This is a genomic window from Pseudomonas sp. P4_C4 (assembly GCF_056402055.1).
Genome location: NZ_JBFUID010000025.1, coordinates 26,310 through 49,751, shown reverse-complemented (window position 1 = coordinate 49,751; position 23,442 = coordinate 26,310). Strand labels below are relative to the sequence as shown.

Genomic DNA, 23,442 nt, shown 5'->3' with positions numbered 1-23,442 from the left:
ATTCGGGTGCTGTGCCGGCAGCGGGATGGCTGCCGGCACAGGGATCATTTGTAGAATTTGCGGAACTCGGGCTTGCGCTTTTCCTTGAACGCGGCGACGCCTTCCTTGGACTCTTCAGTGTCGTAGTACAGACTCAGGGCCTGCATGCCCAGGCCGCCGATACCGCCGATATTGGCGCTGTCGGCATTGAACGAGCGCTTGGCGATGGACAGCGCGGTCGGGCTCTTCTCGAGAATTTCCTCGCACCACTTCTGTACTTCTTCATCGAGCTGTTCGTGGGGTACCACGGCATTGACCAGGCCCCAATCCAGAGCTTGTTGGGCACTGTACTTGCGGCACAGGTACCAGATCTCGCGGGCGCGTTTTTCACCGATCAGGCGCGACAGGTAGGCGGTGCCGTAACCCGGATCGACCGAGCCGACCTTGGGGCCGACCTGACCGAACACGGCTTTGTCGGAGGCGATGCTCAGGTCGCAGACCACGTGCAGCACGTGCCCGCCACCGATGGCAAAGCCGTTGACCCGGGCGATCACTGGTTTGGGCACTTCGCGGATCAGGTTCTGCAGCTCTTCGACCGGCAGGCCGATCAGGCCGCGACCGTCGTATTGGCCTTCATGGGCGCCCTGGTCGCCACCGGTGCAGAACGCCTTGTCGCCAGCGCCGGTGAAGACGATGACGCCGATTTCCTTGTTCCAGCCGGCGCGGTTGAAAGCGTCAAGCAGCTCCATGCAGGTCTGGCCGCGAAACGCGTTGTAGCGCTCGGGACGGTTGATGGTGATGGTTGCGACGCCATTGAGTTCTTGGTACAGGATGTCTTCGTAGTTCATTGCATGCTCTCCCATTTGAGTGTCGCCTGGCTTAGCCAGCCATCGTCAGGCCGCCGGACACGCTGATCACTTGACCGGTGATGAAATTGGCATCGTCGCTGGCGAGCAGGGCGATGATTCCTGGATAGTCTTCCGGTTGGCCGAGGCGACGCATCGGCACGGCATTCTTGAAGGCTTCCAGGAGCTTTTCCGGGTTGCTGGAGGTTTCGGCCACGCTCTTGAGCAGCGCGGTGTCGGTCGGACCGGGGCAGACCACGTTGACATTGATGTTCTTGGTCGCCAGTTCCCGCGCCAGAGTTTTGCTCAAACCCACCAGGCCGGCCTTGCAGGCCGCGTAAACCGCCTCTCCCGACGAGCCGACGCGGGCGGCATCGGAGGCAACGTTGATGACTTTGCCGCCACCGGCCTCGAGCATTTTCGGCAGCACCACGTGGTGCATGTTCAGGGCGCCGGTCAGGTTGATTGAAATCAACTGTTCCCACAGCTTGGGCTCGGTCTTGAGGAACGGCATGAAACGGTCGAAACCGGCGTTGTTGACCAGTACCGTCGGTACCCCCAAGTCGTTTTCGATGGCGGCCACGGTTTCGGTGATGGCGGCGTATTCGGCGATGTCGGCGGCGTAAGCGACTGCTTTGCCACCGGCTTCACGGATCAGATCGACGGTGGTTTGCGCCGCGGCACTGTCGCGATCAAGCACGGCAACCAGGCTCCCTTCGGCAGCGAAACGCTGACAGACGGCGCGACCGATGCCGCCGCCACCACCGGTGATGATCACGGTTTTTCCACTAAGGCCTTTCATAGGGGCATTCTCCAAGTCAGTTGAGTTGCGTGTTTCGAATGTGTGGATCAGCGACGCTTGGCCGGGTCGATGCGAATGCTCGCGGCCCGCTCATGCAGCTTGAATTTCTGGATTTTTCCGGAGGGCGTGCGGGGCAGGGCGGGCAGCACTTCCAGGTATTCGGGCAAGTAGTTGCGCGACAGGTTGTGTTCGAGCAGGAAGGTCACCGCGTCATCGAGGCTCAGGTCCGTATAACCGTCATGCAAGGTGACGTAGGCGCAGACACGCTCGCCAAGACGCTCGTCCGGGCAGCCAACCAGGGCCACTGCCGAAATGGCCAGGTGCTTGTAGAGCAGGTTTTCCACCTCCACCACCGGGATGTTTTCGCCGCCCCGGATAACCACATCCTTGGTTCGCCCGGTGATGCGGATATAGCCCTGGGCATCCATGCGGGCCAGATCGCCGGTGGCGAACCAGCCCTGGGCATCGACGCTGTATAGATCGGGACGCTTGAGGTAACCCACGAACAGACTGGCGCCACGGACCTGAAGGTGGCCTTCGCTGCCGGCAGGGACTTCAATCCCGGCATCGTCGACCACCTGCACCTCCATCAGGGGCAGGGCCACGCCGTCGGTGTAGATGGCCCACTCGGGATGATCCTGCGGACGTGTCATGGTCGAGGCGCCGGTTTCAGTCATGCCCCAGGCCGAGATGATTTTCGCGTTGATGCTCTTGCCTGCCTTTTCCACCAGGCTTTCCGGAATGGGGGCGCCGGCCGAAACAAAAATACGCAGGCTCGACAGCGCATCGCCGTTCTGCGGCGCGAGTTCGATCAAATCGGCGAGAAACGGTGTCGAGGCCATCGTAAAGGTGGGGTGCTCGGCGGCAGCGATCCTGATGGCGGTGCGTGCATCCCAGACGTCTTGCAGTACCGCCGCCGCCCCGAGGTAGATGGGCATCAGCATGCCGTAGAGAAAGCCGGTCTGATGCGCCATGGGCGAGGCCATGAAGATAATGTCTTCGTGGCCAAGTTCCAGGCGTTCGGCATAAGGAATGATATTGCTCAACAGGGTTCTGGAAGTGTGCAGCACGCCCTTGGGTTCACCGGTGGTGCCGGAGGTGAACAGCAGTTGGACAATGTCGTCGGCTTGCGGGCGACGCTCGGCGAACAGAACCTGAGTATCGCCATTATTTTCCCATTCCCGATTGAGCAGTTGCTGTTCAAAGCTGTTGTCGCCGTCGCCACCTATTACCAGTACATGGCGCAGTTCCGGCAGATCGGTGCGCAAGCCTTCAGCCATGCTGGCGTAATCGAACCCCCGGAAGTTTTTGGGCACGACCAGCAGATGACTGCGGGCATGGCCGAGCATGAAGCGCAGCTCGCGTTCCCGGAAGATCGGCATCAGTGGGTTGAACACGGCACCGATACGGGCGCAGGYCAGGAACAATGCCGTCATCTGCCAGCCGTTAGGCAACTGGCAAGACACCACGCTGCCTTTTTCCACACCCAGGGCGGCCAGGCCGGTACCCATGCGGGTAACCACTGCATCCAGTTCGCCGTAGGTAAACGAGACGGGGTTGTCCTCGCCAGCCTGGTAGCTCGACAGGGCGCGGCAGTCTGCGCCTCGGGCAAGCTGTTCATCCCAGTAATCTGTAATGATCATGTCACTACTAGTGCTGGTGATGGACGTTTCTGGATGACGATCTGCTGGTGTGCCTGTCCAGGTGTTCATTTATAGATATCGACTCTTAAGGGTTGGAGTTGTTATTCTCTTACGATCTGGTATTGCCCTTTCGATGAGCTGAAGATAAGGCTTTCAAAATTAATATGTCAACATGTTGTCTTTATATTTTTCTGTGGATATATTCGAAGGCATTCCCGGACAACAAGAGGTAGGTGACATGGTTTTCCTGAATATCCTTGTCGAGCGGCGTGCAGCCGTCGGCCTGATCCGTTTGAATCGCCCGACTGTCTATAACGCCCTCAATGACGCCTTGATGACCGAGCTGGGCCAGGCGCTGCTGGCCTTCGAAGCCGATGAGCAGATTCGGGCCGTGGTCATTACCGGCAACGACAAAGCCTTCGCGGCCGGTGCCGACCTCAGCGAATTGCAGTTCAAGGGCTTTGCCGATGTGTACCTGGAAGATTTCGTCACGGCCAACTGGGAAACCGTCACCCGCTGCCGCAAACCGGTGATTGCAGCGGTTGCCGGCCTGGCGCTGGGTGGTGGTTGCGAGCTGGCGATGATGTGCGACATGGTCATTGCGGCCGACAACGCCCGTTTCGGCCAGCCCGAAGTCAAGGTCGGCACGTTGCCCGGTGCCGGCGGCACCCAGCGCCTGACCCGCGCCATCGGCAAAGCCAAGGCCATGGACCTGTGCCTGACCGGGCGCTTCATGGAAGTCGATGAGGCCGAGCGCTGCGGCTTGATCAGCCGTGTGGTGCCCCTGGCTGACCTGCTGGCTGAAGCCCTGGTCGTGGCCTCGCAAATTGCCGCTCATCCGGCCATTGCGGTGAAACTCAATAAAGAAGCGGTTAACCGTGCCTTTGAAACCACCTTGGCCGAGGGTGTGCAGTTCGAGCGCCGTTTGATGCACGCCAGTTTCGCCAGTCAAGACCAGAAGGAGGGCATGCAGGCCTTCGCCCAGAAGCGCCAGCCGGTGTGGACTCATCGCTGATAAGCGCGATCGCTTGGCAAGCAACATAAAAACAAGAAGAGCAAGAGGAACAGTCCAATGACTTCAGTCGTGCAAATGACCCGCGAGGAAGGCGTGGCCTTGATCCGGGTCGACAACCCACCGGTCAATGCCCTAGGCCATGCCGTGCGCGCCGGGCTGCTGGAAGCTTTTATTGCAGCCGAACGGGACGAGCAGGTCGAATTGATCATGCTCTATTGCGCCGGGAAGACCTTTATTGCCGGCGCCGATATTCGCGAGTTCGGCCAGCCTGCCCAGGCGCCAATCCTGCAAACGCTGACCATGGCCATAGAGAACGGCAACAAGCCTTCGCTGGCGGTGTTGCACGGATCGGTGCTGGGCGGGGGGCTGGAAATCGCGCTGGGCTGTCACTACCGCATCGCTCACAGCTCCTCCCGACTCGGCCTGCCGGAAACCCGTCTGGGCCTGTTGCCCGGTGGTGGCGGCAGCCAACGCCTGCCGCGTTTGGTCGGTGTGGAAAATGCACTCGACATAATCATCACCGGTGAGCCGATCGAGGCAACTCAGGCACTGTGGCTCGGTCTTGTAGACGCACTGTTCGATGATGAGCCTCTGGTCGCAGGCCTCCAGCATGCGCGGCAACTGTTGGTCGAGCGGGTTTCCGTGCGGCGCGTCGGCCAGATGACGGTGCCAACGGCGCCTGCCGAGGCGAGCGCATTGATTGCGGCCCGGCGCAGCGAAATCTGCCGAACCCAACCTGATTCTTTCTCGACGCCGCGCTGCCTTGCTGCAGTCGAAGCAGCGATCCAAATGCCATTGATCGAAGGCTTGCAGCGCGAGCGCGCACTGTTTCTCGAATGCATGGCATCGCCCCAGCGCGCGGCTCTGATCGAAGACTTCTTTGCCCGGCGCCAGGCGGCCAAGAAACGCCAAGGCTGAACCCGAGGCCAGCCTGGGGTTGGCCTGACCATCGATAGAGGACTTTGCATGGACATCCACTACACACCTGCCGAGGTTGAGTTCCGCGCTGAGGTGCGAGCCTTTCTTCGTGACGCGCTGCCAGCAGACATCGCCAGCAAAGTTCGCTTGGGCAAGCGTTTGAGCAAGGACGACCACCAACGCTGGCAGCGCATCCTCGCCCGCCGCGGCTGGTACGCGGCCAATTGGCCGGTGGCCTTTGGTGGCACCGGTTGGGGCGTGGTGCAAAAACACATTTTCGAGGAGGAGTGCGCAGCCTTCGGTGCGCCGCGCCTGATCTCCTTCGGCGTCAACATGGTTGCACCGGTGATCATGAAATTCGGCAGCCCGGCGCAGCAGGCGCATTACTTGCCGAGGATTCTGTCGGGCGAAGACTGGTGGTGCCAGGGCTATTCCGAACCGGGCGCAGGCTCGGACCTGGCCAGCCTCAAGACCCGCGCTGTGCGTGAGGGCGACCACTATGTGGTCAACGGCCAGAAAACCTGGACCACCCTGGGTCAGCRCGCCAACATGATTTTCTGCCTGGTGCGCACTGACAGTGAAGCCCAGCAGCAGCGGGGCATTTCCTTCCTGCTGATCGACATGACCACGCCCGGCATCAGCGTGCGCCCGATCATCACCCTTGAAGGCGAGCACGAAGTCAACGAAGTGTTCTTCGACACCGTGCGCGTGCCGGTGGAAAACCTTGTAGGTGAGGAAAATCAGGGCTGGACCTGTGCCAAGTACCTGCTGACCCACGAGCGCACCGGGCAGGCCGGCATCGGCCAGTCCAAAGCCGCACTGGCGCATCTCAAGCAGGTCGCCCTGCAGGAACTGCGCAATGGTCGGCCGTTGCTGGAGGACCCGCAGTTTCGCTTGCAGGTCGCCGAGGTGGAGATTCAGCTGCTGGCGATCGAGATGAGCACCTTGCGCATCCTCGCCGCAGCCCAGGCCGGCGGTGTGCCCGGTGCCGAAAGCTCGATCCTGAAGATCAAGGGTTCGGAAATTCGCCAGGCCATCAGCCACTTGCTGCGTAAAGCGCTTGGCGTCAAGGCGTTGCCTTTTGTCGAGACGGAACTGCACGACGACTTCACAGGCACCCCGCTGCACAGCGATTACAGCGCGGCCCCCGCCAGTCAGTATTTCAACCTGCGCAAGCTGTCTATCTACGGCGGCTCCAATGAAATTCAAAAGAACATCATCGCCAAGATGATTCTTGAGCTTTAAGGAGGTACGCAATGGACTTCACACTCAGCTCCGAGCAGCAGATGCTGCAGGACACCGTGGCCCGACTGGCCCGCGATCACTACAGCTTCGAAGCCCGCGAAGGCTACTACCACAGCGAAGCCGGCATGAGCCCGGCATTCTGGAGCCAGATGGCTGAACTGGGCCTTTGTTCGGTGCCGATTGCCCAGGAACATGGCGGCTTCGGTGGCAGCGGCGTGGACAACATGCTGATCATGACCGAGCTCGGTCGCAACCTATGCCTGGAGCCGTTCCTGCAATCGCAGATTCACGCGGCCGGTCTGCTACAGCAACTGGGCGATGCCAGCCAGCAGGCGGACCTGCTGCCGCAAGTGGCCGAAGGTTCTTTGCAACTGGCCGTGGCGCTGGAAGAACTGCAAAGCCACTACCAACTGCACGATGTGCACACCCAGGCGCGCCCGGTCGAGGGTGGCTGGTGTCTGTCCGGGCGCAAGATCTGCGTGGTGGGTGCTGCCAATGCGGGGTTGATCCTGGTGTCGGCGCGCACTAGCGGTGATGCATGTTGCGAACACGGCATCAGCGTGTTTCTGGTCGAGGCGCAAGCTTATGGGTTGCAGCGTCACGATTACCCCTGCATCGATGGCCCGCGTGCCAGCGACTTGATCCTGGATGATGTCTTTGTGGGCAGGGGCGCTTTGCTCGGTAACGTCGGCGAGGTCTTGCCGGCCTTGCGTTATCAGCAGGGCCGCGCCATTGCCGGGCAGTGCGCCGAGGCCGTCGGTGGCATGCAGGAAGCTTTTCGCCTGACCCTCGAATACCTCAAGACGCGCAAGCAGTTCGGTGCGCCAATCGGCAAATTCCAGGTGTTGCAGCACCGCATGGCCGACATGCGCGGCGAGCTGGAAATGGCCACCTCGATGGCGATCCTTGCTGCCTGCGTGGCCGACCAGGCCGATAGCGATGAACGCAGCCGGCAACTGGCCGCTGCCAAATTCGTGGTGGTCCGCGCCGCACGCCTGATCGCCGAGCAAGCGATCCAGTTGCACGGCGGTATCGGAATGACCTGGGAATACAACTTGGCCCATCACGCCAAGAGGTTGGTGATGCTGGGTCACCAATTGGGCGATGACGATCATCATTTGCAGGCCTACGCCGAGCTACTGCACAGCGCCTGATCCATCACTGCACTAACACGGGAACACACTATGAAAGTACTGGTTGCGGTAAAGCGTGTGGTTGATTTCAACGTCAAGGTCCGCGTCAAGGTGGACAGCTCCGGCGTTGACCTTGCTAACGTCAAGATGGCGATGAACCCCTTCTGCGAAATTGCCGTGGAAGAAGCGGTGCGCCTTAAAGAACAAGGCATTGCCACTGAGGTTGTGGTCATCAGCATTGGTAGCAGTGCGGCACAGGAGCAGCTGCGCACGGCCCTGGCACTGGGTGCCGACCGTGCCATCCTGGTCGATGCCGGCGAAGACCTGGGCTCCCTGACCGTTGCCAAACTGTTGAAGGCCGTTGTCGACAAGGAGCAGCCGCAGTTGGTGATCCTTGGCAAACAGTCCATCGACAGCGACAACAACCAGACCGGCCAGATGCTCGCTGCATTGAGCGGTTACGGTCAGGGCACGTTCGCCTCAAAAGTCGCCATCAGCGGCGACAGCGTTGCGGTGACCCGCGAAATAGACGGCGGCGCACAGACGGTCGCCCTGAAACTGCCGGCCATCGTCACCACCGACCTGCGTTTGAACGAGCCGCGCTACGCATCGCTACCCAACATCATGAAGGCCAAGAAGAAGCCGCTGGAGGTGCTCACGCCGAGCGCCCTGGGCATCAGCTGCGCCTGCACCGTGCTGACCCTGAAAGTCGAGGCACCGGCCGCGCGTAGTGCCGGGATCAAGGTCAAGTCGGTGGCCGAACTGGTCGAAAAACTCAAGAACGAAGCGAAGGTGATCTGAATGGCTATCCTGGTTATCGCTGAACACACCAACGCAGCACTGGCGGCCGCTACCCTCAATACCGTGACCGCAGCGCAGCAGATCGGTGGCGACATTCATGTGCTGGTCGCAGGTCAGGGCGCTGGCGTCGTGGCTGAAGCGGCGGCGAAAGTCGCTGGCGTGGCTAAAGTGCTGCTGGCCGATAACGCTGCCTACGCTCACCAGTTGCCGGAAAACGTCGCGCCTTTGATAGTCGCGCTTGTTCAAGAAGCCGGGGCTGATAGTTACAGCCACATCCTGGCTGCCGCGACCAGTAATGGTAAGAACATCCTGCCGCGGGTTGCTGCGCAACTGGATGTCGACCAGATCTCGGAGATTATTGCGGTCGAAAGCGCCGATACCTTCAAACGCCCGATCTATGCGGGCAACGCCATCGCGACGGTGCAGTCGTCTGCCGCCGTAACGGTGATCACCGTGCGCGGTACCGGGTTTGACGCCTCTGCCGCCGAAGGTGGCAAAGCCGTCATCGAAGCTCTCGCCATAGTCATCGACAGCAGTCAGTCGGCTTTCGTCAGTGAAGAGCTGGCCAAGTCCGATCGCCCGGAGCTGACCACTGCGAAGATCGTCGTTTCGGGTGGCCGTGGCATGCAGAACGGCGACAATTTCAAACACCTCTATGCGCTGGCCGACAAGCTCGGCGCGGGCGTGGGGGCGTCGCGTGCTGCCGTCGATGCCGGTTTTGTGCCGAACGACATGCAGGTCGGCCAGACCGGCAAGATCGTCGCGCCGCAGCTGTACATCGCGGTGGGCATCTCCGGCGCCATCCAGCATCTGGCCGGCATGAAGGATTCTAAAGTGATCGTTGCGATCAACAAGGACGAAGAGGCGCCGATCTTCCAAGTGGCCGACTACGGCCTGGTGGCGGATCTGTTCGACGCCGTGCCGGAACTGGAGCGGGCGATCTGAGGAGGTGCTTGTGGATACGTTCAAACAAATCGGTGTAATCGGCAGCGGCGCGATGGGCCGGGGGATCGCTCAGTTGTTCGCCACCGCAGGCGTTCCGGTGTTGCTGTATGACAGCCGCAGCGAAGCGACGGAGGAGGCGCTAAAAGCCAATCGGGAGTTGCTTGAGCGTTCCGCAGCCAAGGGCAAGTTGAGCAGTGAAGCGCTGGCCAGCGCACTGTCTTGCATGCGCGCGGCCAATAGCCTTGAGGCTCTTGCCGATTGTGATTTATTGATCGAGGCGATCGTTGAGAACCTCGAGGCCAAGCAGGGGTTGTTCCGTGCGTTGGAGCAAGTGGTCAGGGTCGACGCGGTGCTGGCGACCAACACCTCCTCCTTGTCGGTGAGCCTGATTGCCAGTGCCTGCCGACATCCTGAGCGGGTGGCCGGGTTTCATTTTTTCAACCCGGTGCCACTGATGAGAATCGTCGAAGTGGTGCGCGGCGAGCTGACCGACCCGAAGGTGGTCGAGCGCCTGGCGACGTTGGCCGGGCGTGCCGGTCATTTTGCCGCGACGACCCCCGACTCACCAGGCTTCCTGGTCAATCACGCCGGGCGGGCCTTCGGTCCGGAGGCGTTGCGTATCCTGGGCGAAGGGATCGCCACCCCGGCGCAAATCGATCGCATCCTCAAGGACAGCCTCGGCTTTCGCATGGGGCCGTTCGAGTTGTTCGACCTGGTAGGCCTCGACATCTCCCATGCGGTGATGGAGTCGATACACACGCAGTTTTATCAGGACCCGCGCTACACCCCGTCGGCGATGGTGCCCCCCCGTCTGGCCAGTGGCTTACTGGGGCGCAAAACAGGGCAGGGTTTCTATCGCTACCAGGACGGTAGCGTGGTCGAGGAAGCGCAGCAGGCGCTGCCGCAGGTGGCCATCACCCAGCCGTTCTGGTTGGACTGCGGCAACTCGGCCATCCGCGAGCGGATCGCCGCGGTGCTGTCCGTTGCCGGCGTGGTGCTGGAGCAGGGCGATCAACCCAGTGCGACCGCCATCTGCCTGGTGACGCCGCTGGGCGAGGATGCCAGCAGCGTGATCGCCCGTAAGCGACTTGCGCCGCGACGCAGCCTGGCGTTGGAAACCTTCGTCGGCTTTGACACGCGTCGCGTACTGATGCGCCAACCGGCGCTCGATGCACAGGTGCTGGCGCAAGCACGCCAGGCCTTGGGCGCCGATGGTGTGCCGGTGGAAGTCATCAATGACTCGCCGGGCTTCATCGCCCAGCGTGTGCTCGCTGGGATCGTCAATCTGGGCTGCGAGATTGCCCAGCGTCGTATCGCCGAGCCGGCCACTCTGGACCGTGCGGTGCAGTTAGCCCTCGGTTACCCCCATGGTCCGTTGGCTTTTGGTGATCACTACGGTGCATTGCAGATCCAGCAGATCCTGCACCAATTGCATGAGCTGTATCAGGAGCCGCGCTATCGGATCAGCCCCTGGCTGCGGCGCCGGGTCCAGCTCGGCCTGCCCCTGACCACTGCCGAGGATTGAGCATGACAGCCTATATCTACGATGGTCTGCGTTCGCCGTTCGGTCGCCATGCCGGTGCCCTGGCCGGTGTGCGCCCCGATGACCTGCTGGCCGGTGTGGTGCGTGCCCTGGTGGCGCGTAACCCGTTCGAGGCGCAGGACTATGAAGACCTGATCGCCGGCTGCAGCAGTCAGGCAGGTGAGGACGGGCGCAACCTGGCGCGTCATGTTGCGCTGCTGTCCGGGCTGCCGACGGCCGTTGGCGGTTTGACTGTCAATCGTCTCTGCGGCTCCGGCCTGGCCGCCGTGCTGGATGCTGCTCGCGCCGTACGTACCGGCGAAGGCGAGCTGTTTATTGCGGGTGGCGTTGAGAGCATGAGTCGTGCGCCGTTCGTGGTGGCCAAGGCGCAAAGCGCCTGGTCGCGCGACTTTCAGGTGTACGACAGCACCCTCGGCGCACGCTTTCCCAACCCGAAGGTAGAGTCCGGGTTCGGTGCCGATTCGATGCCGAAAACAGCGGACAACGTCGCTCATGAACTGGGCATCACTCGCGAAGAAGCCGACATCTATGCCGCTCGCAGTCAGGCACTGTTCGACGCAGCAGTGCGGGATGGATTCCAGGCTGGTGAAATCCTGCCGATCGAGGTAGCGCAAGGGCGCAAGCAGCCACCGAAGATCGTCGACCGTGACGAGCATCCGCGTCCGCAAAGTAACTTCGAGGCACTGTCGGGCCTGCAACCACTGTTTGACGGCGGCGTTGTCACCCCAGGCAACGCCTCGGGCATCAACGATGGCGCGGCTGCGCTGCTGATTGGCTCGCGTGCCATTGGCGAGAAGGCCGGTTTCAGGCCTCGCGCGCGCATCCTGGCCGGCGCGGTAGCGGGTGTCGAGCCGCGCCTGATGGGCCTCGGTCCGGTGCCTGCCTGCACCAAGGCCTTGCAGCGAGCAGGCTTGAGCCTGGCGGACATGGACCTGATCGAAATCAACGAGGCGTTTGCCTCGCAAGTACTCGGCTGTGCCAAGCAACTTGGCCTGGCCTTCGATGATCCACGCTTGAACCCCAATGGTGGCGCCATTGCCATTGGTCATCCGCTCGGTGCCTCCGGTGCTCGCCTGGCTTACAGCGCGGTGCGTCAGCTGGAACGTAGTAAAGGTCGCTTCGCCCTGGTCAGCCTGTGTATTGGCCTGGGGCAGGGTATCGCCTGCGTGATCGAGCGCCTCGACTGACAACATAACAAGAACCAACCCGGAGAAATTCCCATGGGCAACAAGGCAAGCTTCAACTGGATCGACCCGCTGCTGCTGGATCAGCAACTGAGCGAAGAAGAGCGCATGGTCCGCGACAGCGCCCAGCAGTTCGCCGCCGACAAGCTGGCGCCACGGGTGCTGGAGGCTTTTCGTCACGAGCAGACGGACCCGGCGATCTTCCGCGAGATGGGCGAGACCGGTCTACTCGGCGCGACCATTCCCGAAACCTACGGTGGCAGTGGCCTGAACTATGTGTGCTACGGCTTGATCGCCCGCGAGGTCGAGCGGGTGGACTCAGGTTACCGCTCGATGATGAGCGTGCAGTCATCCCTGGTGATGGTACCGATCAATGAGTTCGGCAACGAAGCCACCAAGCAAAAGTACCTGCCGAAACTGGCCAGCGGTCATTACATCGGCTGCTTCGGTCTGACCGAGCCTAACCATGGCTCTGACCCGGGCTCGATGATCACCCGCGCGAGAAAAGTCGACGGCGGCTATCGCCTGACCGGCAGCAAGATGTGGATCACCAACAGCCCGATTGCCGATGTCTTCGTGGTCTGGGCCAAGGACGATGAAGGGCAGATTCGCGGCTTTGTCCTGGAGAAGGGCTGGGAGGGCCTGAGTGCACCAGTTATCCATGGCAAAGTCGGCCTGCGTGCGTCGATTACTGGCGAAATCGTCATGGACAATGTGTTCTGCCCTGAAGAGAACGCCTTCCCTGAAGTGCGTGGTCTGCGCGGCCCGTTCACCTGCCTGAACTCGGCGCGTTATGGCATCGCTTGGGGCGCCCTGGGTGCAGCCGAAGATTGCTGGCACACCGCGCGCCAGTACGTGCTGGATCGCCACCAGTTTGGTCGACCGTTGGCTGCCAACCAATTGATCCAGAAAAAACTGGCGGACATGCAGACCGAAATCACCCTGGCCCTGCAAGGTTGCCTGCGTCTGGGGCGGATGAAGGACGAAGGCACCGCCGCGGTCGAAATTACCTCGATCATGAAGCGCAACAGCTGTGGCAAGTCGCTGGACATCGCGCGCCTGGCGCGGGACATGTTGGGCGGTAACGGCATCAGTGATGAATTTGGCGTGGCCCGCCATCTGGTCAACCTGGAGGTGGTCAACACCTACGAAGGCACTCACGATGTCCATGCGCTGATTCTCGGGCGCGCTCAGACTGGCCTGCAAGCGTTCTTCTAAGGTGGTTACAGCTTTGAGCAGACTGCCGCGACCTGACTGAAAGTGCAGAGTGGGACTGTATCTAAACTTCTGATACAGTCACCTCTACTGACCTCAGCCTGCTCACATCCCCCCGGCTGTGCACAAGATGCCGTTTCAACCCGTGTGCTGATCGGCAGGCTTTACATTTTGGACAATTGCTCCCCCTTCAACGCGCATCCGGAAAATCGGTTCCATTGGTTGCTGCGTCACGCAGACTTGTCGAGCGCGTCGATCACCCAAATCCACGACCTGCAATTCTCGCCAGTCACATGCTCAAAGCGTCAAGGGTAACGAGTTTTAACTCAAGGGGAACATTCAACCCTCGGTCTGTGAAGTGATCGGCGGCGCGTTTCGATGCAATTGAAAGCATGTTGCTCAATTGCAGCAACCACAGATTTCGATGAGCGAGGACGACTCTATCTGTCGAGCTTGGTTGAGGTAGTAGCGCCAATCCTGCTCGCCCATCTCAACCATGAATTGACGGTACTCCGCCTGCTTGATCGTCAGGTACACCTTGCGGAAGTCATGGCCCAGTGCGTCGCACGCTCAGCTCGAGCGTGCGAGGGCGCTGAGCGAGCTGAGCCAATTGGTGGACAGCAGGGTGGTGGCTTGGGCGTAGCCGTTGCCTTTAATACTTTGAACATGGTGCCATCCGTTTATAGGGGGCGGCAACCTGTTGGAAAGAGCAGTTATTTGGTTTTTCTGTTCAACACTCGAACGCCTTAAGGGGCTGAACCGGGCTCACTCCGGCGGATTTCTACATCCATGTTTTGAGTATCAGGTAGCTGGCCACCCCCATGCATACCGCGGAAAAACAGAGTTGTATCGCTTTGGCAGGAATCCTCGGGGAGAGCATTCTGCCCAACAACATCCCGCCGACACTGGCGGCGATAAACACGCCACCGGTCACCGTTATGTGGGCACCTGCGTGAATAGCGCCCGCCACTGCAGTGGCGGAGATCAGGGCAATGGCCATCAGCGAGGTAGATACGATTCCATGCATCTTGATGTCTGAAAGCTGTTGAAACGCCGGTACGATCAAGAATCCTCCACCAACGCCGAGCATCCCCGTGAGCAGCCCTGATACTGAGCCGACGACGGCCAGGGTGGTTGAGCATTCCAGGGTCCAGCGCAGTCGGCCGGTCTGCGGGTTGAGCATGCAGTTTTTGTGTTGCCAGGGCTGTTCATCGCCTGCGTGTTTAGGCGGGTTGCCGCACGCCTGTCGAGCCATACGAATCGCCACAATGACCATCACCCCGCTGAACAGCGAGATCAATACGGTATTGGGTAGCGAATGGGCAACGAACACGCCCAGCGGCGAGAAGACGGCCCCCAATAACGCCATCAGCACGGCTGCACGATAACGGACAAGGCCTTTTCTGAGGCCATCCACGGCCCCGACTGCGGCCGCAGCGCTGACGGCGAACAGCGCAACGGGTGTCGATTGCGTCATGGTCCAGCCCAGCCCGATCACCAGCGCCGGTATGGCTAGAATGCCGCCCCCTGCACCGGTAAGGCCAAGAATGATGCCGATGGCTATTCCGAACGTTGCACCTAAAAGCATGCTCGTCCCTCACTCAGACTTGGAGACGCTCGTCAGCCACTCACGGCCTTTGAGCATGCCATTCCAGTAAAACCAGGGTAAAAATCTGGCTTTCAGGAACCAGGCGGACCGCCGGGCAACCGTCGGGTCCAAGGGGAAGGAGGGGAGCAGTTTCCCGCCGTAGCCGAACTCGGCCAGCACGACTTTGCCTTTTTCGACTGTCAGTGGGCACGACCCGTAGCCATCGTAGCGCAGCGGCATGGGCTGATGACGGCGCAAGGCCAGGAGGTTCTCGGTCACGACGACGATTTGTTTGCGGGCGGCAGCGGCGGTTTTGGCGTTGCTGGTGGAGCAGATATCACCCAGCGCGAAGACGTCCGGATAACGGCTGTGTTGTAGGGTTCCCGGATCTACCTCGCACCAGCCGGCGGAGTCCGCCAGGGGGCTTGAGCGAATGAACTCGGGGGCTACCTGTGGCGGCACCACATGGAGCATGTCGAAGCGCTTGGCTTGCCGAACGAGAGTGCCGTGTGCGTCCCGGCTTTCGAACCAGGCGGTTTTGCTCGGGCCGTCGACTTTGACCAGGTTAGAGCCGAACACCAACTGCGCCTGATACTTCTCGATGTACTTCATCAGTGCGGGGATGAAGGGCGCCACTCCGAACAAGGTGGCACCGGCGAGATTGAACTCGACATCCATGCCCTGCAAAACACCTGATTTTTGCCAGTGATCGCAGGACAAGTACAGGGCTTTTTGCGGAGCACCGGCACATTTGATTGGCATGGCGGGCTGGGAAAACAGCGTTTTGCCGCGGTGTAGCCCCTGCACCAGCTGCCAGGTGTAGGTGCAAAGATCATAGCGATAGTTGGACGTCACCCCATGCTTGCCCAGAGTTTCTTCCAGCCCTTCGATGTGCTCCCAGGCCAGCCTCAGTCCCGGGCAGACAATGAGGTGCTGATAGGCGACGCGTTGACCATTGCTCAGCGTCAGACGCTTGTTGTCGGGCAGGACCTCGACCACCGCGGCCTTGATCCAGGTGGCGCCGCGCGGAATGACGTGCGACATGGGCCTGACGGTCTTGCGCACGTCATACGCGCCACCGCCGACCAGCGTCCAGGCCGGTTGGTAGTAGTGTTGGTCATTGGGTTCGATCAGTGTGATCCGCAGGTCGGAAGCCCGCTTGAGCAGACTGGCTGCGACCCCGATGCCCGCCGACCCACCCCCAATGATCAGGATGTCGGCAGTAATTTCAGGGAGATCGCCGGCGRCTTTGTTGCGATTGACACTCGTAGACGCCTTTTGGTAGAGCGTGGTTGAGCGATTACCGGTGCGGCAAAATGCCAATACCGGTGCTGGCAAGCTGTCCAGCAGCCAGCCAAAATCTTGTACGTCAGTGTCGCTGATGGCACTGGGCTGAACCGGAAAATAGGCAAATTCGAGGCCTAGCCGGTTGGCTTCAGTTTGAATGATCGCGCTGGCCGGTTGATCCGCGCCACCTTCATTATCCGGTCGGTTACAGATGATGGAGCGAAACCCGAGCTTGGCGGCTTCGTGCAGATCTTCCGGGGTTATTTGACCGGATGTTGAAAAGTCTTTGCTGTGGGTAGTGACTTGCATGCCGACTCGACTCTTAAAAGAGGTTATCCATGTGGCTCTGCCTGAACTCAATAAAGCTGTTCAGAACACATTGAGCGGAATCTTCAGGTAGCGGATGCCGTTGGCCTTCGCCGCAGGTGTCTCGCCGGCCCGCATGTTGATCTGTACTGACGGCAGCAGCAGCCTGGGCTGGCCCAGGGTTTTGTCGCGCGCTGCGCGCAAGGCAACAAAATCAGCCTCGCCGATGCCTTGGCCGACATGGATGTTGTGTGCGCGTTCTTCGGCCACAGTGGTCTGGTAGCCATAGTGGTCGCGCACGGGGGATTTGTAGTCGTGACACATGAACAGACGGGTATTACCTGGCAGCGCGAACAGCCGGTTAATCGAACGGTACAACTGGTGAGCGTCGCCACCGGGAAAGTCGCAGCGGGCGGTGCCACAGTCGGGCATAAACAGGGTGTCGCCAACGAACGCCGCATCTTCGATCAGGTAGCTCACGCAAGCCGGCGTATGGCCGGGGGTGTGCAGTACAACGACGGACAGTGAGCCGATGTGAAATGTTTCGCCGTCGGCAAACAAGCGGTCGAACTGACTGCCGTCGACCTTGAACCCTTCTTCGGCGTCGAACAGCTTGGCAAAGGTGTCCTGCACCTGGGGAATACGATCGCCAATGCCAATTTGCCCGCCCAGGTGCTCTTGCAGATAGCGGGCGGCCGAGAGGTGGTCGGCATGCACGTGAGTTTCCAGTATCCACTCGAGCGTAAGCCCGTTGGCGCGCACCTGCTCGATCAGGCGATCGGCACTGACGTACGAGATGCGCGCCGCGGCGGTGTCGTAGTCAAGCACCGGGTCGATGATTGCGCAGCGCTGAGTCAGCGAGTCGCTGAGCAGATAGCTGTAGGTGCAGCTCTCGGGGTCGAAGACAGGTTCAACGTTAAACGGCATCGTCATTTTTCCACGCACAGATCGTCTGGGTCAGTACTGCCGGCAACGTACAGCAGCGCGGCGGTTGAGTCGCACTGCTGCAGTCCATTCAAGACGCCAGCGATATCCCGCCCCCGGCCATTGGCGAGCGAATATCGGACAGGAATCGCTGCGCGCGAGGGTGTTCCGGGGTCAGGAAGAACGACTCGGGCGTCGCGCGTTCGAGCACCCGTCCCTGATCCATGAAAATCACCCGATCAGCCACTTCGCGGGCGAAGCCCATCTCGTGAGTGACGCAGACCATGGTCATGCCTTCCTTGGCCAGGCCTTTCATCGCTTGCAGCACCTCGCCGACCATCTCCGGATCCAGCGCGGAGGTGGGCTCATCGAACAGCATCACCGGTGGGTTCATGGCCAGTGCCCTGGCGATGGCCACGCGCTGTTGCTGGCCGCCCGAAAGCTCACCGGGATAGGCGCCGGCCTTGTGGGCCAGACCGACGCGCTCCAGCAGGCTCATGGCCAGGTCGTTCGCTTCTTTGGCGGGCAGCTTGCGCAAGCGCCGCGGTGCCAAGGTGCAGTTTTGCAACACGGTGAGGTGCGGGAACAGGTTGAACTGCTGGAACACGAAGCCGATCCGGCTGCGCAGAGCGTTCACACTGACGGAGCGCGCATGGATGTCCACACCGTCGATGAAAATGTTGCCATTCTGAATGGCTTCCAGCCGGTTGAGGGTACGAATCATCGTCGACTTGCCGGAGCCCGACGGGCCGCAGACCACCACCACCTCGCCTTTGGCCACGGTTTCGTTGATGTCAGCCAGCGCATGATAGCTGCCGTACCACTTGTTAACGTTTTCTAGTTTGATCATGGGATTAAACCTTTGCAGAACGGACGGCGAGATGCTTTTCAAGCCAGTAGGCGAAGCGCGACAGGCTGAAGCACATGACGAAGTAAGTGAGGCCGAGGAGTGCATAGATCTCGATCGGTTTGGTCGGCAGCTGAGCGCTGATCTGCGAAGCGACAAACGACACTTCGGAGAGGCTGATGATGTAGCCCAGCGAGGTCTCCTTGATGGTGGAGACGAACTGGTTCACCAGCGAGGGCAGCATGTTGCGAAAGGCCTGGGGCAGGATTACCAACAGCATCGTGGACAGGTACGAGAAGCCGAGTGATCGGGAGCTTTCCATCTGCCCACGGGGCAATCCGAGAATCCCGGCGCGGATGATTTCGGCCAGGTAGACCCCATCGAAAATCACCAGGGCGACGAGCATGGTGCCGAATTGATCGGTGCGTTGACCGGTCAGGGTTGGCAGGAGGAAATAGGCCCAGAAGATCACCATCAACAACGGAGTGCCGCGCAGTACATACACCATCCCGGTGACCGGCACGCGTAAAATGGCGAACGGACTGATGCGGCACAGCGCCAGCACTACGCCGACTGGAAATGCCAGCACCAAGGCCGACGCGGCCAGGATCAGGGTCATTAACAGACCGCCCAGAGGGCCGTTCGGGTACTGGCCGATCAGGTAGTACAGCCCATAGGTTTGGATGATATCGAGCATCTCAGGCACTCCGTACGGGATAGCGTTGCTGGTACCAACTGGACAGCAGGGTGATGACGATCGAGACGCTGACATAACCTGCGGTGGTCACGGCGAACGACTCGAAGCCCCGGAAGGTGGCGCTTTCCACTTGCTGGGCCTGATACATCATTTCAGCGACGCCGATCACCATGGCGATGCTGGTGTTCTTCCACAGGTTCAGCGTCTGGCTGATCAGCGGTGGCACGGTCACCCGCAGCGACTGCGGGAGGATCACCAGACGCATGGTGCTGATAAAGCCGAAACCGAGGGTGCGACCGGCTTCCATTTGCTCCTTGGGAATGGCGCGTAGACCGCTGCGGATGTCCTCGGCCATATACGCGGCGGTGTAGAGCACCAAGGCGATGACCGCACTGACCGCCTCGATGTTGTGCTGGTAAATCCAGGCCTTGATACCGGCCGGCAGCAGTTCCGGTGCGCCGAAATACCAGAACAGCATGTGCGCCAGCAACGGAACGTTACGGATCGCTTCCACGTAGATGATCGAGATGCCGCGTAGCGGCGCGAAAGGGGCGAGCCGCAAGACCGCCAGGACGATCGCCAGCGGCAGAGCAATGACCAATGTGATCAGGGCGAGTTGGATGGACAGCAGGAAACCACTGACCAGCCATTCGTGATACTGCCCGGACAGTACGATCGACAAATCAAACGTATTCATAAAAGGGGCCCATGGCCCGGCCGAAGCCGGGCCTCCAACAAGTCAGTTGATGTTGTCGGTTTCGATCTTGAACGATCGGCTGGCGAACTTCATGTTGGAGTCTGGACCAAACCATTTGGTGAACAGTTTCTCGGCCTCACCGGAAGACTCCAGGTGACGTAGGGTCTTGTTTACCTGCTCCTGGAAGGCCGGCTCGCCTTTCTTCAGGCCCAACGCCAAGTGCTCGGTCGACAAGTTCTGCGGGAGTATCCGATAGTCTTTGGCCGCATCACCGAGCTTGGCGAAATTTCCGGCCAAGGAAGTCTCGTCGTTGGCATAAGCCAGACCTTTGCCCTGTTGCAGGGCGAGCAAGGCCTGAGGATTGCTGTCGAACGAGACGATCTGGGCGGTGGGGAGCTTCGAGCGGACACTCTGCTCCATCGTGGTGCCCTTGATCGTCAGGATCTTCTTGCCTTCCAGTTGGTCCAGTTGATCGATGCCACTGTCCGCCTTGACCATCACCTTCTGCCCGGTGATGAAGGTCGAGAGCGAGAAGTTGATCAACGCCTCACGCTCCTTGCTATGGGTCAGGGAGGCGGCCAGGAGGTCAATGCGACCTTGCTGCAGTTCGGGGATACGTGCAGTGTTCGCCAGTTGTTTCACCACTGGTTTGACCCCGAGGTCCGCGGCGATGGCAGTGCAAAGATCCACGTCGTAACCCTCGATTTCACGAGTTGCCGGGTTCTTCATGAAGCTGAACGGCTCGTCGGTGCCGAGTACGCCACAGACTAACTCCCCCTTTTGCTTGATATCGCTGAGTTGGTCGGCTGATGCCGAAACGCTAGTTGCCAGGGCTAGGGCCAGGGCCAGCACTGCAGTTTTCCAGTGGGTTTTGACTACGCGGTTTGTCTGCATTTTATTGACCTTATTATTGTGAAAAAACATTCCAGTTTTAGTCAGCATTGGGTGGAGCGAACTTCGAGGTACCTCTTGTTGACATGGGTATAAGTTATTCGGCCGAATCAGTACGCAGTCGCTCAAAGCCTGCATTCAAGTCGGCGATCAGGTCGTCGACGTGCTCCAGGCCGATGGAGAGCCGGACCAGGTTTTCGCTGATGCCGAGGCTGACTTTCTGTTCATGGCTCAAGGAGTTGTGCGACATGCTGTAGGAGTGGTTGATCATGCTTTCCACCCCACCCAGAGAATCGGCCAGGACAAAGATCGACAGTTGCTCAATGAACGGGGCCATCGCCTTGCGGTCGGCCGCAAGCTTCAGCGAGACCACCGCGCCGCCAGAGCGCATCTGGCTGTTGCACAGTGCGTGCTGCGGATGGCTTTCCAGCCCTGGGTAGAACACTTCCTCAACTAGTGGGTGGGTGCTGAGGAAACGCGCGATCTGCGCCGCATTGCTGCACTGACGCTCCATCCGTACGTCGAGTGTCTTTAGTCCGCGCAGGGCCAGGTAGCAGTCGAACGGACCCTGGACCGCACCGATGGCCATGCTGATGGCGCGCAGACGGGCGAACAGTTGCTCATCGGCCGCCACCACCACACCGCCGATCAGGTCGGAGTGGCCGCCGATGTATTTACTCGCCGAGTGCATCACCAGGTCGACGCCAAACTCGATCGGGCGCTGGTTCCAGGGCGAGCAGAAGGTGTTGTCGACGCAGGTCAGGATGCCGTGGTCGCGGGCAAAGTCGGTTACGCGCTGGATGTCCACCAGTTGCAGCAGTGGGTTGGTTGGGGTCTCGATCCAGATCAGGCGAGTGTTGTCGCGACGGCTGGTAGCCAGTGCCTCAAGGTCGTTGAGGTCGACGTAGCTGGCGTTCAACCCGGAGGTCTTGCTGCGATAGTCCTGCATCAGGCGGAAGGTGCCACCATAGACGCCAGCCATCACGATCACGTGTGAGTCCTTGGGCAGGAGATCAAGCACGGTGGCGGTGGCGGCCATGCCAGAGGCGCAGGCTACCGCACCATGACCGCGCTCCAGCTGGGCAATGCAGGTTTCGTAGGCATGGCGGGTAGGGTTGCCGACCCGCCCGTAGGCGTAGTCCGGGCTGTCATCAAGGCTGCGTTTGGAGAACGAGCTGGAGGTGACAATCGCCGGGAAAATTGTGTTGTCCGCATAGGTCGACTGTTCGCCGGCATGGATCACTTGGGTCGAGAAGTTGTTCGTGTTCTGGCTCATGTTGGGATGCCTGGCGCGGGTTAAAGAAAGCGATCGAGTTGTTGGGTATACGGGGTGATGTCGCCGATATTGCGCGTGACCCAATCACGGTCGTAATAGGTGTCCAGATAGCGTTCGCCGCTATCGCACATCAAGGTCACGATGGAGCCCTGTAGACCCTGTTCCTGCATCCGCAATGCGACACTCAGCGCCCCCCACATATTGGTCCCGGTGGAACCGCCCGGCTTTTTGCCAAGCAGCTTTTCCAGCCAGTAGAGGGTGGCGATGCTGGCCGCGTCGGGCACCTTGAGCATGTCGTCGATCACGTCCGGCAGGAACGATGGCTCCACCTGAGGGCGGCCGATGCCTTCGATGCGGCTGCCCTGGGGGCTGGTGAGGCTCGGGTCACCCGTACGGTAGCTTTCATAGAACACCGAGTTCTCGGGGTCGACCACGATCAGCCGGGTGTCGTGGCCCTTGTAGCGAATGTAGCGGCCGAGGGTTGAGGAGGTGCCACCAGTGCCGGCGCTCATGACAATCACGTGGGGAACGGGGTGTGGCTCGCCGGCCATCTGCTGGAAGATGCTGTCGGCAATATTGTTGTTACCGCGCCAGTCCGTTGCCCGCTCGGCGTAGGTGAATTGGTCCATGTAATGGCCGTCGCTCTTGCGGGCCAGGCGCTCTGCCTCGGCATAGACATGGGACGCATGATCGACGAAGTGGCAGTGTCCGCCGAGCTGCTCGACCTGTTGGATTTTTTTGCTCGCAGTGTTGCGCGGCATGACCGCGGTGAAGCGCAGGCCCAGCAGTTTGGCGAAGTAGGCTTCGGACACGGCCGTGCTGCCCGAGGATGCCTCGACCACATGGGTGCCCTCGCGGATCTTGCCGCTACAGATGGCGTGCAGGAACAGCGAGCGTGCCAGCCTGTGCTTGAGGCTGCCGGTTGGGTGTGTGCTCTCGTCCTTGAGGTAGATGTCGATGCCCTTCAAGCCCGGAATGTCGAGCTTGTGGATATGGGTGTCGGCGGAACGTAACAGGTCGCAGGAAATGCTGCTGATGGCCGTGCAGATCCAGTCATTCATGGTCTGATTCCGGCTCAGCATACGGCCACCGCGATAGCGTCCACCTCCACCAGCGCTGCTCGCGGCAAGCTGCTGACGCCAATCGCCGCGCGCGCCGGATAGGGCTTGGTGAACAGCTCCTCCATCACACCATTGATCAGGGAGAAGTGGCTCAGGTCAGTTAAGTAGATGTTCAGTTTGACCACATCGGCGAAGCTCATCGCAGCCTCTTCAAGGATCGCCTTGAGATTGACGAAGGCCTGTCGGGTCTGCGCTTCGATGCCTTCGACCATCTGCATGCTCTGCGGGTCGAGGGCGATCTGGCCAGAAACATAAAGGGTATCTGCGCACTTCACTGCTTGGGAGTAAGGGCCAATCGCCTCAGGGGCGGCGCGAGCGGTGATGATCTGCTTCATTTTCGGGGCTCTCGGGGTACGTTTCATGTGACAAATCTTACAGTCACCCCCTAGAAAAATAGTTTTAAGATTCCTACTATTTGCGGTGTTTTTTAGAAAAAATTTCTACCGTTTTAACCAAAGAAGAATTTATTTATTCGTTCGCCACATCCTCTCCCGCTTGCAACGTTGCCGTCACGTCCCTCAAAGCCGTCAACTAACCAAC

22 protein-coding genes and 2 pseudogenes are annotated in these 23,442 nt (G+C 60.3%); 9 read left to right on the top strand and 15 right to left on the bottom strand.

Annotation, left to right across the window (positions count from 1 at the left end):
• Window positions 1-44: 44 nt before the first annotated feature.
• The 3 genes from AC1DXW_RS14995 to AC1DXW_RS14985 are packed head-to-tail and all read right to left on the bottom strand — an operon-like array spanning window position 45 to window position 3,269.
• Window positions 45-827 (bottom strand): enoyl-CoA hydratase-related protein, encoded by a 783-nt coding sequence (locus tag AC1DXW_RS14995; protein WP_019689441.1) that lies wholly within the window; start codon window positions 825-827, stop codon window positions 45-47.
• A gap of 31 nt (window positions 828-858) precedes the next feature.
• A complete protein-coding gene (locus AC1DXW_RS14990) occupies window positions 859-1,626 on the bottom strand; it encodes an SDR family NAD(P)-dependent oxidoreductase (RefSeq protein WP_477752742.1) in 768 nt (255 codons plus the stop codon).
• Window positions 1,627-1,673: 47 nt separating this feature from the next.
• Window positions 1,674-3,269 (bottom strand): AMP-binding protein, encoded by a 1,596-nt coding sequence (locus AC1DXW_RS14985; RefSeq protein ID WP_477760153.1) that lies wholly within the window; start codon window positions 3,267-3,269, stop codon window positions 1,674-1,676.
• A gap of 238 nt (window positions 3,270-3,507) precedes the next feature.
• On the opposite strand from AC1DXW_RS14985, the gene AC1DXW_RS14980 reads away from it, so the two are divergent.
• The 9 genes from AC1DXW_RS14980 to AC1DXW_RS14940 are packed head-to-tail and all read left to right on the top strand — an operon-like array spanning window position 3,508 to window position 13,271.
• On the top strand, window positions 3,508-4,284 hold the full coding sequence (locus AC1DXW_RS14980; protein WP_477752744.1) for an enoyl-CoA hydratase: 777 nt from the start codon (window positions 3,508-3,510) through the stop codon (window positions 4,282-4,284).
• Between the two features lie 57 nt (window positions 4,285-4,341).
• Entirely contained in the window at window positions 4,342-5,202 is an 861-nt protein-coding gene (locus AC1DXW_RS14975) for an enoyl-CoA hydratase/isomerase family protein (RefSeq protein WP_477752745.1), read from the top strand.
• Between the two features lie 48 nt (window positions 5,203-5,250).
• Entirely contained in the window at window positions 5,251-6,447 is a 1,197-nt protein-coding gene (locus AC1DXW_RS14970) for an acyl-CoA dehydrogenase family protein (protein ID WP_477760152.1), read from the top strand.
• A gap of 11 nt (window positions 6,448-6,458) precedes the next feature.
• Window positions 6,459-7,601, top strand: a complete 1,143-nt coding sequence (locus tag AC1DXW_RS14965; RefSeq protein ID WP_477760151.1) for an acyl-CoA dehydrogenase family protein — start codon at window positions 6,459-6,461, stop codon at window positions 7,599-7,601.
• 30 nt (window positions 7,602-7,631) lie between these two features.
• Window positions 7,632-8,381, top strand: a complete 750-nt coding sequence (locus AC1DXW_RS14960; RefSeq protein WP_477752748.1) for an electron transfer flavoprotein subunit beta/FixA family protein — start codon at window positions 7,632-7,634, stop codon at window positions 8,379-8,381.
• Window positions 8,382-9,326: an electron transfer flavoprotein subunit alpha/FixB family protein gene (locus AC1DXW_RS14955; protein ID WP_477752749.1), complete on the top strand. Its 945-nt coding sequence runs from the start codon at window positions 8,382-8,384 to the stop codon at window positions 9,324-9,326.
• A gap of 10 nt (window positions 9,327-9,336) precedes the next feature.
• A complete protein-coding gene (locus AC1DXW_RS14950; protein ID WP_477752750.1) occupies window positions 9,337-10,851 on the top strand; it encodes a 3-hydroxyacyl-CoA dehydrogenase in 1,515 nt (504 codons plus the stop codon).
• Between the two features lie 2 nt (window positions 10,852-10,853).
• Complete coding sequence (locus tag AC1DXW_RS14945; protein ID WP_477752751.1) at window positions 10,854-12,056, top strand: 3-oxoadipyl-CoA thiolase; 1,203 nt, start codon at window positions 10,854-10,856, stop codon at window positions 12,054-12,056.
• 33 nt (window positions 12,057-12,089) lie between these two features.
• Complete coding sequence (locus AC1DXW_RS14940) at window positions 12,090-13,271, top strand: acyl-CoA dehydrogenase (protein WP_477760150.1); 1,182 nt, start codon at window positions 12,090-12,092, stop codon at window positions 13,269-13,271.
• A gap of 396 nt (window positions 13,272-13,667) precedes the next feature.
• Here AC1DXW_RS14940 and AC1DXW_RS14935 read toward each other — a convergent pair.
• The 12 genes and pseudogenes from AC1DXW_RS14935 to AC1DXW_RS14880 form a co-directional block, all read right to left on the bottom strand.
• Window positions 13,668-13,925, bottom strand: a pseudogene (locus tag AC1DXW_RS14935) (hypothetical protein); the annotation flags it as partial.
• A 124-nt stretch (window positions 13,926-14,049) separates the two neighbouring features.
• A complete protein-coding gene (locus AC1DXW_RS14930) occupies window positions 14,050-14,856 on the bottom strand; it encodes a sulfite exporter TauE/SafE family protein (protein ID WP_477753382.1) in 807 nt (268 codons plus the stop codon).
• Between the two features lie 9 nt (window positions 14,857-14,865).
• The gene (locus AC1DXW_RS14925; protein ID WP_477753384.1) at window positions 14,866-16,083 is read right to left on the bottom strand and encodes an NAD(P)/FAD-dependent oxidoreductase; all 1,218 of its coding nucleotides are present in this window, start codon (window positions 16,081-16,083) and stop codon (window positions 14,866-14,868) included.
• A 63-nt stretch (window positions 16,084-16,146) separates the two neighbouring features.
• Window positions 16,147-16,452 (bottom strand): annotated as a pseudogene (locus AC1DXW_RS14920) (protein tyrosine phosphatase family protein); the annotation flags it as partial.
• Between the two features lie 60 nt (window positions 16,453-16,512).
• Complete coding sequence (locus tag AC1DXW_RS14915) at window positions 16,513-17,376, bottom strand: MBL fold metallo-hydrolase (RefSeq protein WP_477753381.1); 864 nt, start codon at window positions 17,374-17,376, stop codon at window positions 16,513-16,515.
• Between the two features lie 88 nt (window positions 17,377-17,464).
• The gene (locus AC1DXW_RS14910; RefSeq protein ID WP_477753380.1) at window positions 17,465-18,223 is read right to left on the bottom strand and encodes an amino acid ABC transporter ATP-binding protein; all 759 of its coding nucleotides are present in this window, start codon (window positions 18,221-18,223) and stop codon (window positions 17,465-17,467) included.
• A 4-nt stretch (window positions 18,224-18,227) separates the two neighbouring features.
• Window positions 18,228-18,917 (bottom strand): amino acid ABC transporter permease, encoded by a 690-nt coding sequence (locus AC1DXW_RS14905; RefSeq protein ID WP_477753379.1) that lies wholly within the window; start codon window positions 18,915-18,917, stop codon window positions 18,228-18,230.
• Window position 18,918: 1 nt separating this feature from the next.
• Complete coding sequence (locus AC1DXW_RS14900) at window positions 18,919-19,614, bottom strand: amino acid ABC transporter permease (protein ID WP_477753378.1); 696 nt, start codon at window positions 19,612-19,614, stop codon at window positions 18,919-18,921.
• A 42-nt stretch (window positions 19,615-19,656) separates the two neighbouring features.
• Window positions 19,657-20,508 (bottom strand): ABC transporter substrate-binding protein, encoded by an 852-nt coding sequence (locus tag AC1DXW_RS14895; protein ID WP_477753377.1) that lies wholly within the window; start codon window positions 20,506-20,508, stop codon window positions 19,657-19,659.
• A 94-nt stretch (window positions 20,509-20,602) separates the two neighbouring features.
• On the bottom strand, window positions 20,603-21,781 hold the full coding sequence (locus tag AC1DXW_RS14890; RefSeq protein ID WP_477753376.1) for a trans-sulfuration enzyme family protein: 1,179 nt from the start codon (window positions 21,779-21,781) through the stop codon (window positions 20,603-20,605).
• A 20-nt stretch (window positions 21,782-21,801) separates the two neighbouring features.
• Complete coding sequence (locus AC1DXW_RS14885; protein WP_477753375.1) at window positions 21,802-22,842, bottom strand: PLP-dependent cysteine synthase family protein; 1,041 nt, start codon at window positions 22,840-22,842, stop codon at window positions 21,802-21,804.
• Window positions 22,843-22,856: 14 nt separating this feature from the next.
• Window positions 22,857-23,237 (bottom strand): Rid family detoxifying hydrolase, encoded by a 381-nt coding sequence (locus tag AC1DXW_RS14880; protein ID WP_477753383.1) that lies wholly within the window; start codon window positions 23,235-23,237, stop codon window positions 22,857-22,859.
• Window positions 23,238-23,442: the final 205 nt, after the last annotated feature.

Bases quoted from the DNA above. Each gene is read 5' to 3' on its own strand.
- AC1DXW_RS14980 (WP_477752744.1), top strand. From the start codon at position 3,508: ATGGTTTTCCTGAATATCCTTGTCGAGCGGCGTGCAGCCGTCGGCCTG.
- AC1DXW_RS14905 (WP_477753379.1), bottom strand. From the start codon at position 18,917: ATGCTCGATATCATCCAAACCTATGGGCTGTACTACCTGATCGGCCAG.
- AC1DXW_RS14975 (WP_477752745.1), top strand. From the start codon at position 4,342: ATGACTTCAGTCGTGCAAATGACCCGCGAGGAAGGCGTGGCCTTGATC.
- AC1DXW_RS14955 (WP_477752749.1), top strand. From the start codon at position 8,382: ATGGCTATCCTGGTTATCGCTGAACACACCAACGCAGCACTGGCGGCC.
- AC1DXW_RS14965 (WP_477760151.1), top strand. From the start codon at position 6,459: ATGGACTTCACACTCAGCTCCGAGCAGCAGATGCTGCAGGACACCGTG.
- AC1DXW_RS14995 (WP_019689441.1), bottom strand. From the start codon at position 827: ATGAACTACGAAGACATCCTGTACCAAGAACTCAATGGCGTCGCAACC.
- AC1DXW_RS14890 (WP_477753376.1), bottom strand. From the start codon at position 21,781: ATGAGCCAGAACACGAACAACTTCTCGACCCAAGTGATCCATGCCGGC.
- AC1DXW_RS14910 (WP_477753380.1), bottom strand. From the start codon at position 18,223: ATGATCAAACTAGAAAACGTTAACAAGTGGTACGGCAGCTATCATGCG.
- AC1DXW_RS14960 (WP_477752748.1), top strand. From the start codon at position 7,632: ATGAAAGTACTGGTTGCGGTAAAGCGTGTGGTTGATTTCAACGTCAAG.
- AC1DXW_RS14915 (WP_477753381.1), bottom strand. From the start codon at position 17,376: ATGCCGTTTAACGTTGAACCTGTCTTCGACCCCGAGAGCTGCACCTAC.
- AC1DXW_RS14900 (WP_477753378.1), bottom strand. From the start codon at position 19,614: ATGAATACGTTTGATTTGTCGATCGTACTGTCCGGGCAGTATCACGAA.
- AC1DXW_RS14940 (WP_477760150.1), top strand. From the start codon at position 12,090: ATGGGCAACAAGGCAAGCTTCAACTGGATCGACCCGCTGCTGCTGGAT.
- AC1DXW_RS14990 (WP_477752742.1), bottom strand. From the start codon at position 1,626: ATGAAAGGCCTTAGTGGAAAAACCGTGATCATCACCGGTGGTGGCGGC.
- AC1DXW_RS14930 (WP_477753382.1), bottom strand. From the start codon at position 14,856: ATGCTTTTAGGTGCAACGTTCGGAATAGCCATCGGCATCATTCTTGGC.
- AC1DXW_RS14885 (WP_477753375.1), bottom strand. From the start codon at position 22,842: ATGAATGACTGGATCTGCACGGCCATCAGCAGCATTTCCTGCGACCTG.
- AC1DXW_RS14895 (WP_477753377.1), bottom strand. From the start codon at position 20,508: ATGCAGACAAACCGCGTAGTCAAAACCCACTGGAAAACTGCAGTGCTG.
- AC1DXW_RS14945 (WP_477752751.1), top strand. From the start codon at position 10,854: ATGACAGCCTATATCTACGATGGTCTGCGTTCGCCGTTCGGTCGCCAT.
- AC1DXW_RS14880 (WP_477753383.1), bottom strand. From the start codon at position 23,237: ATGAAGCAGATCATCACCGCTCGCGCCGCCCCTGAGGCGATTGGCCCT.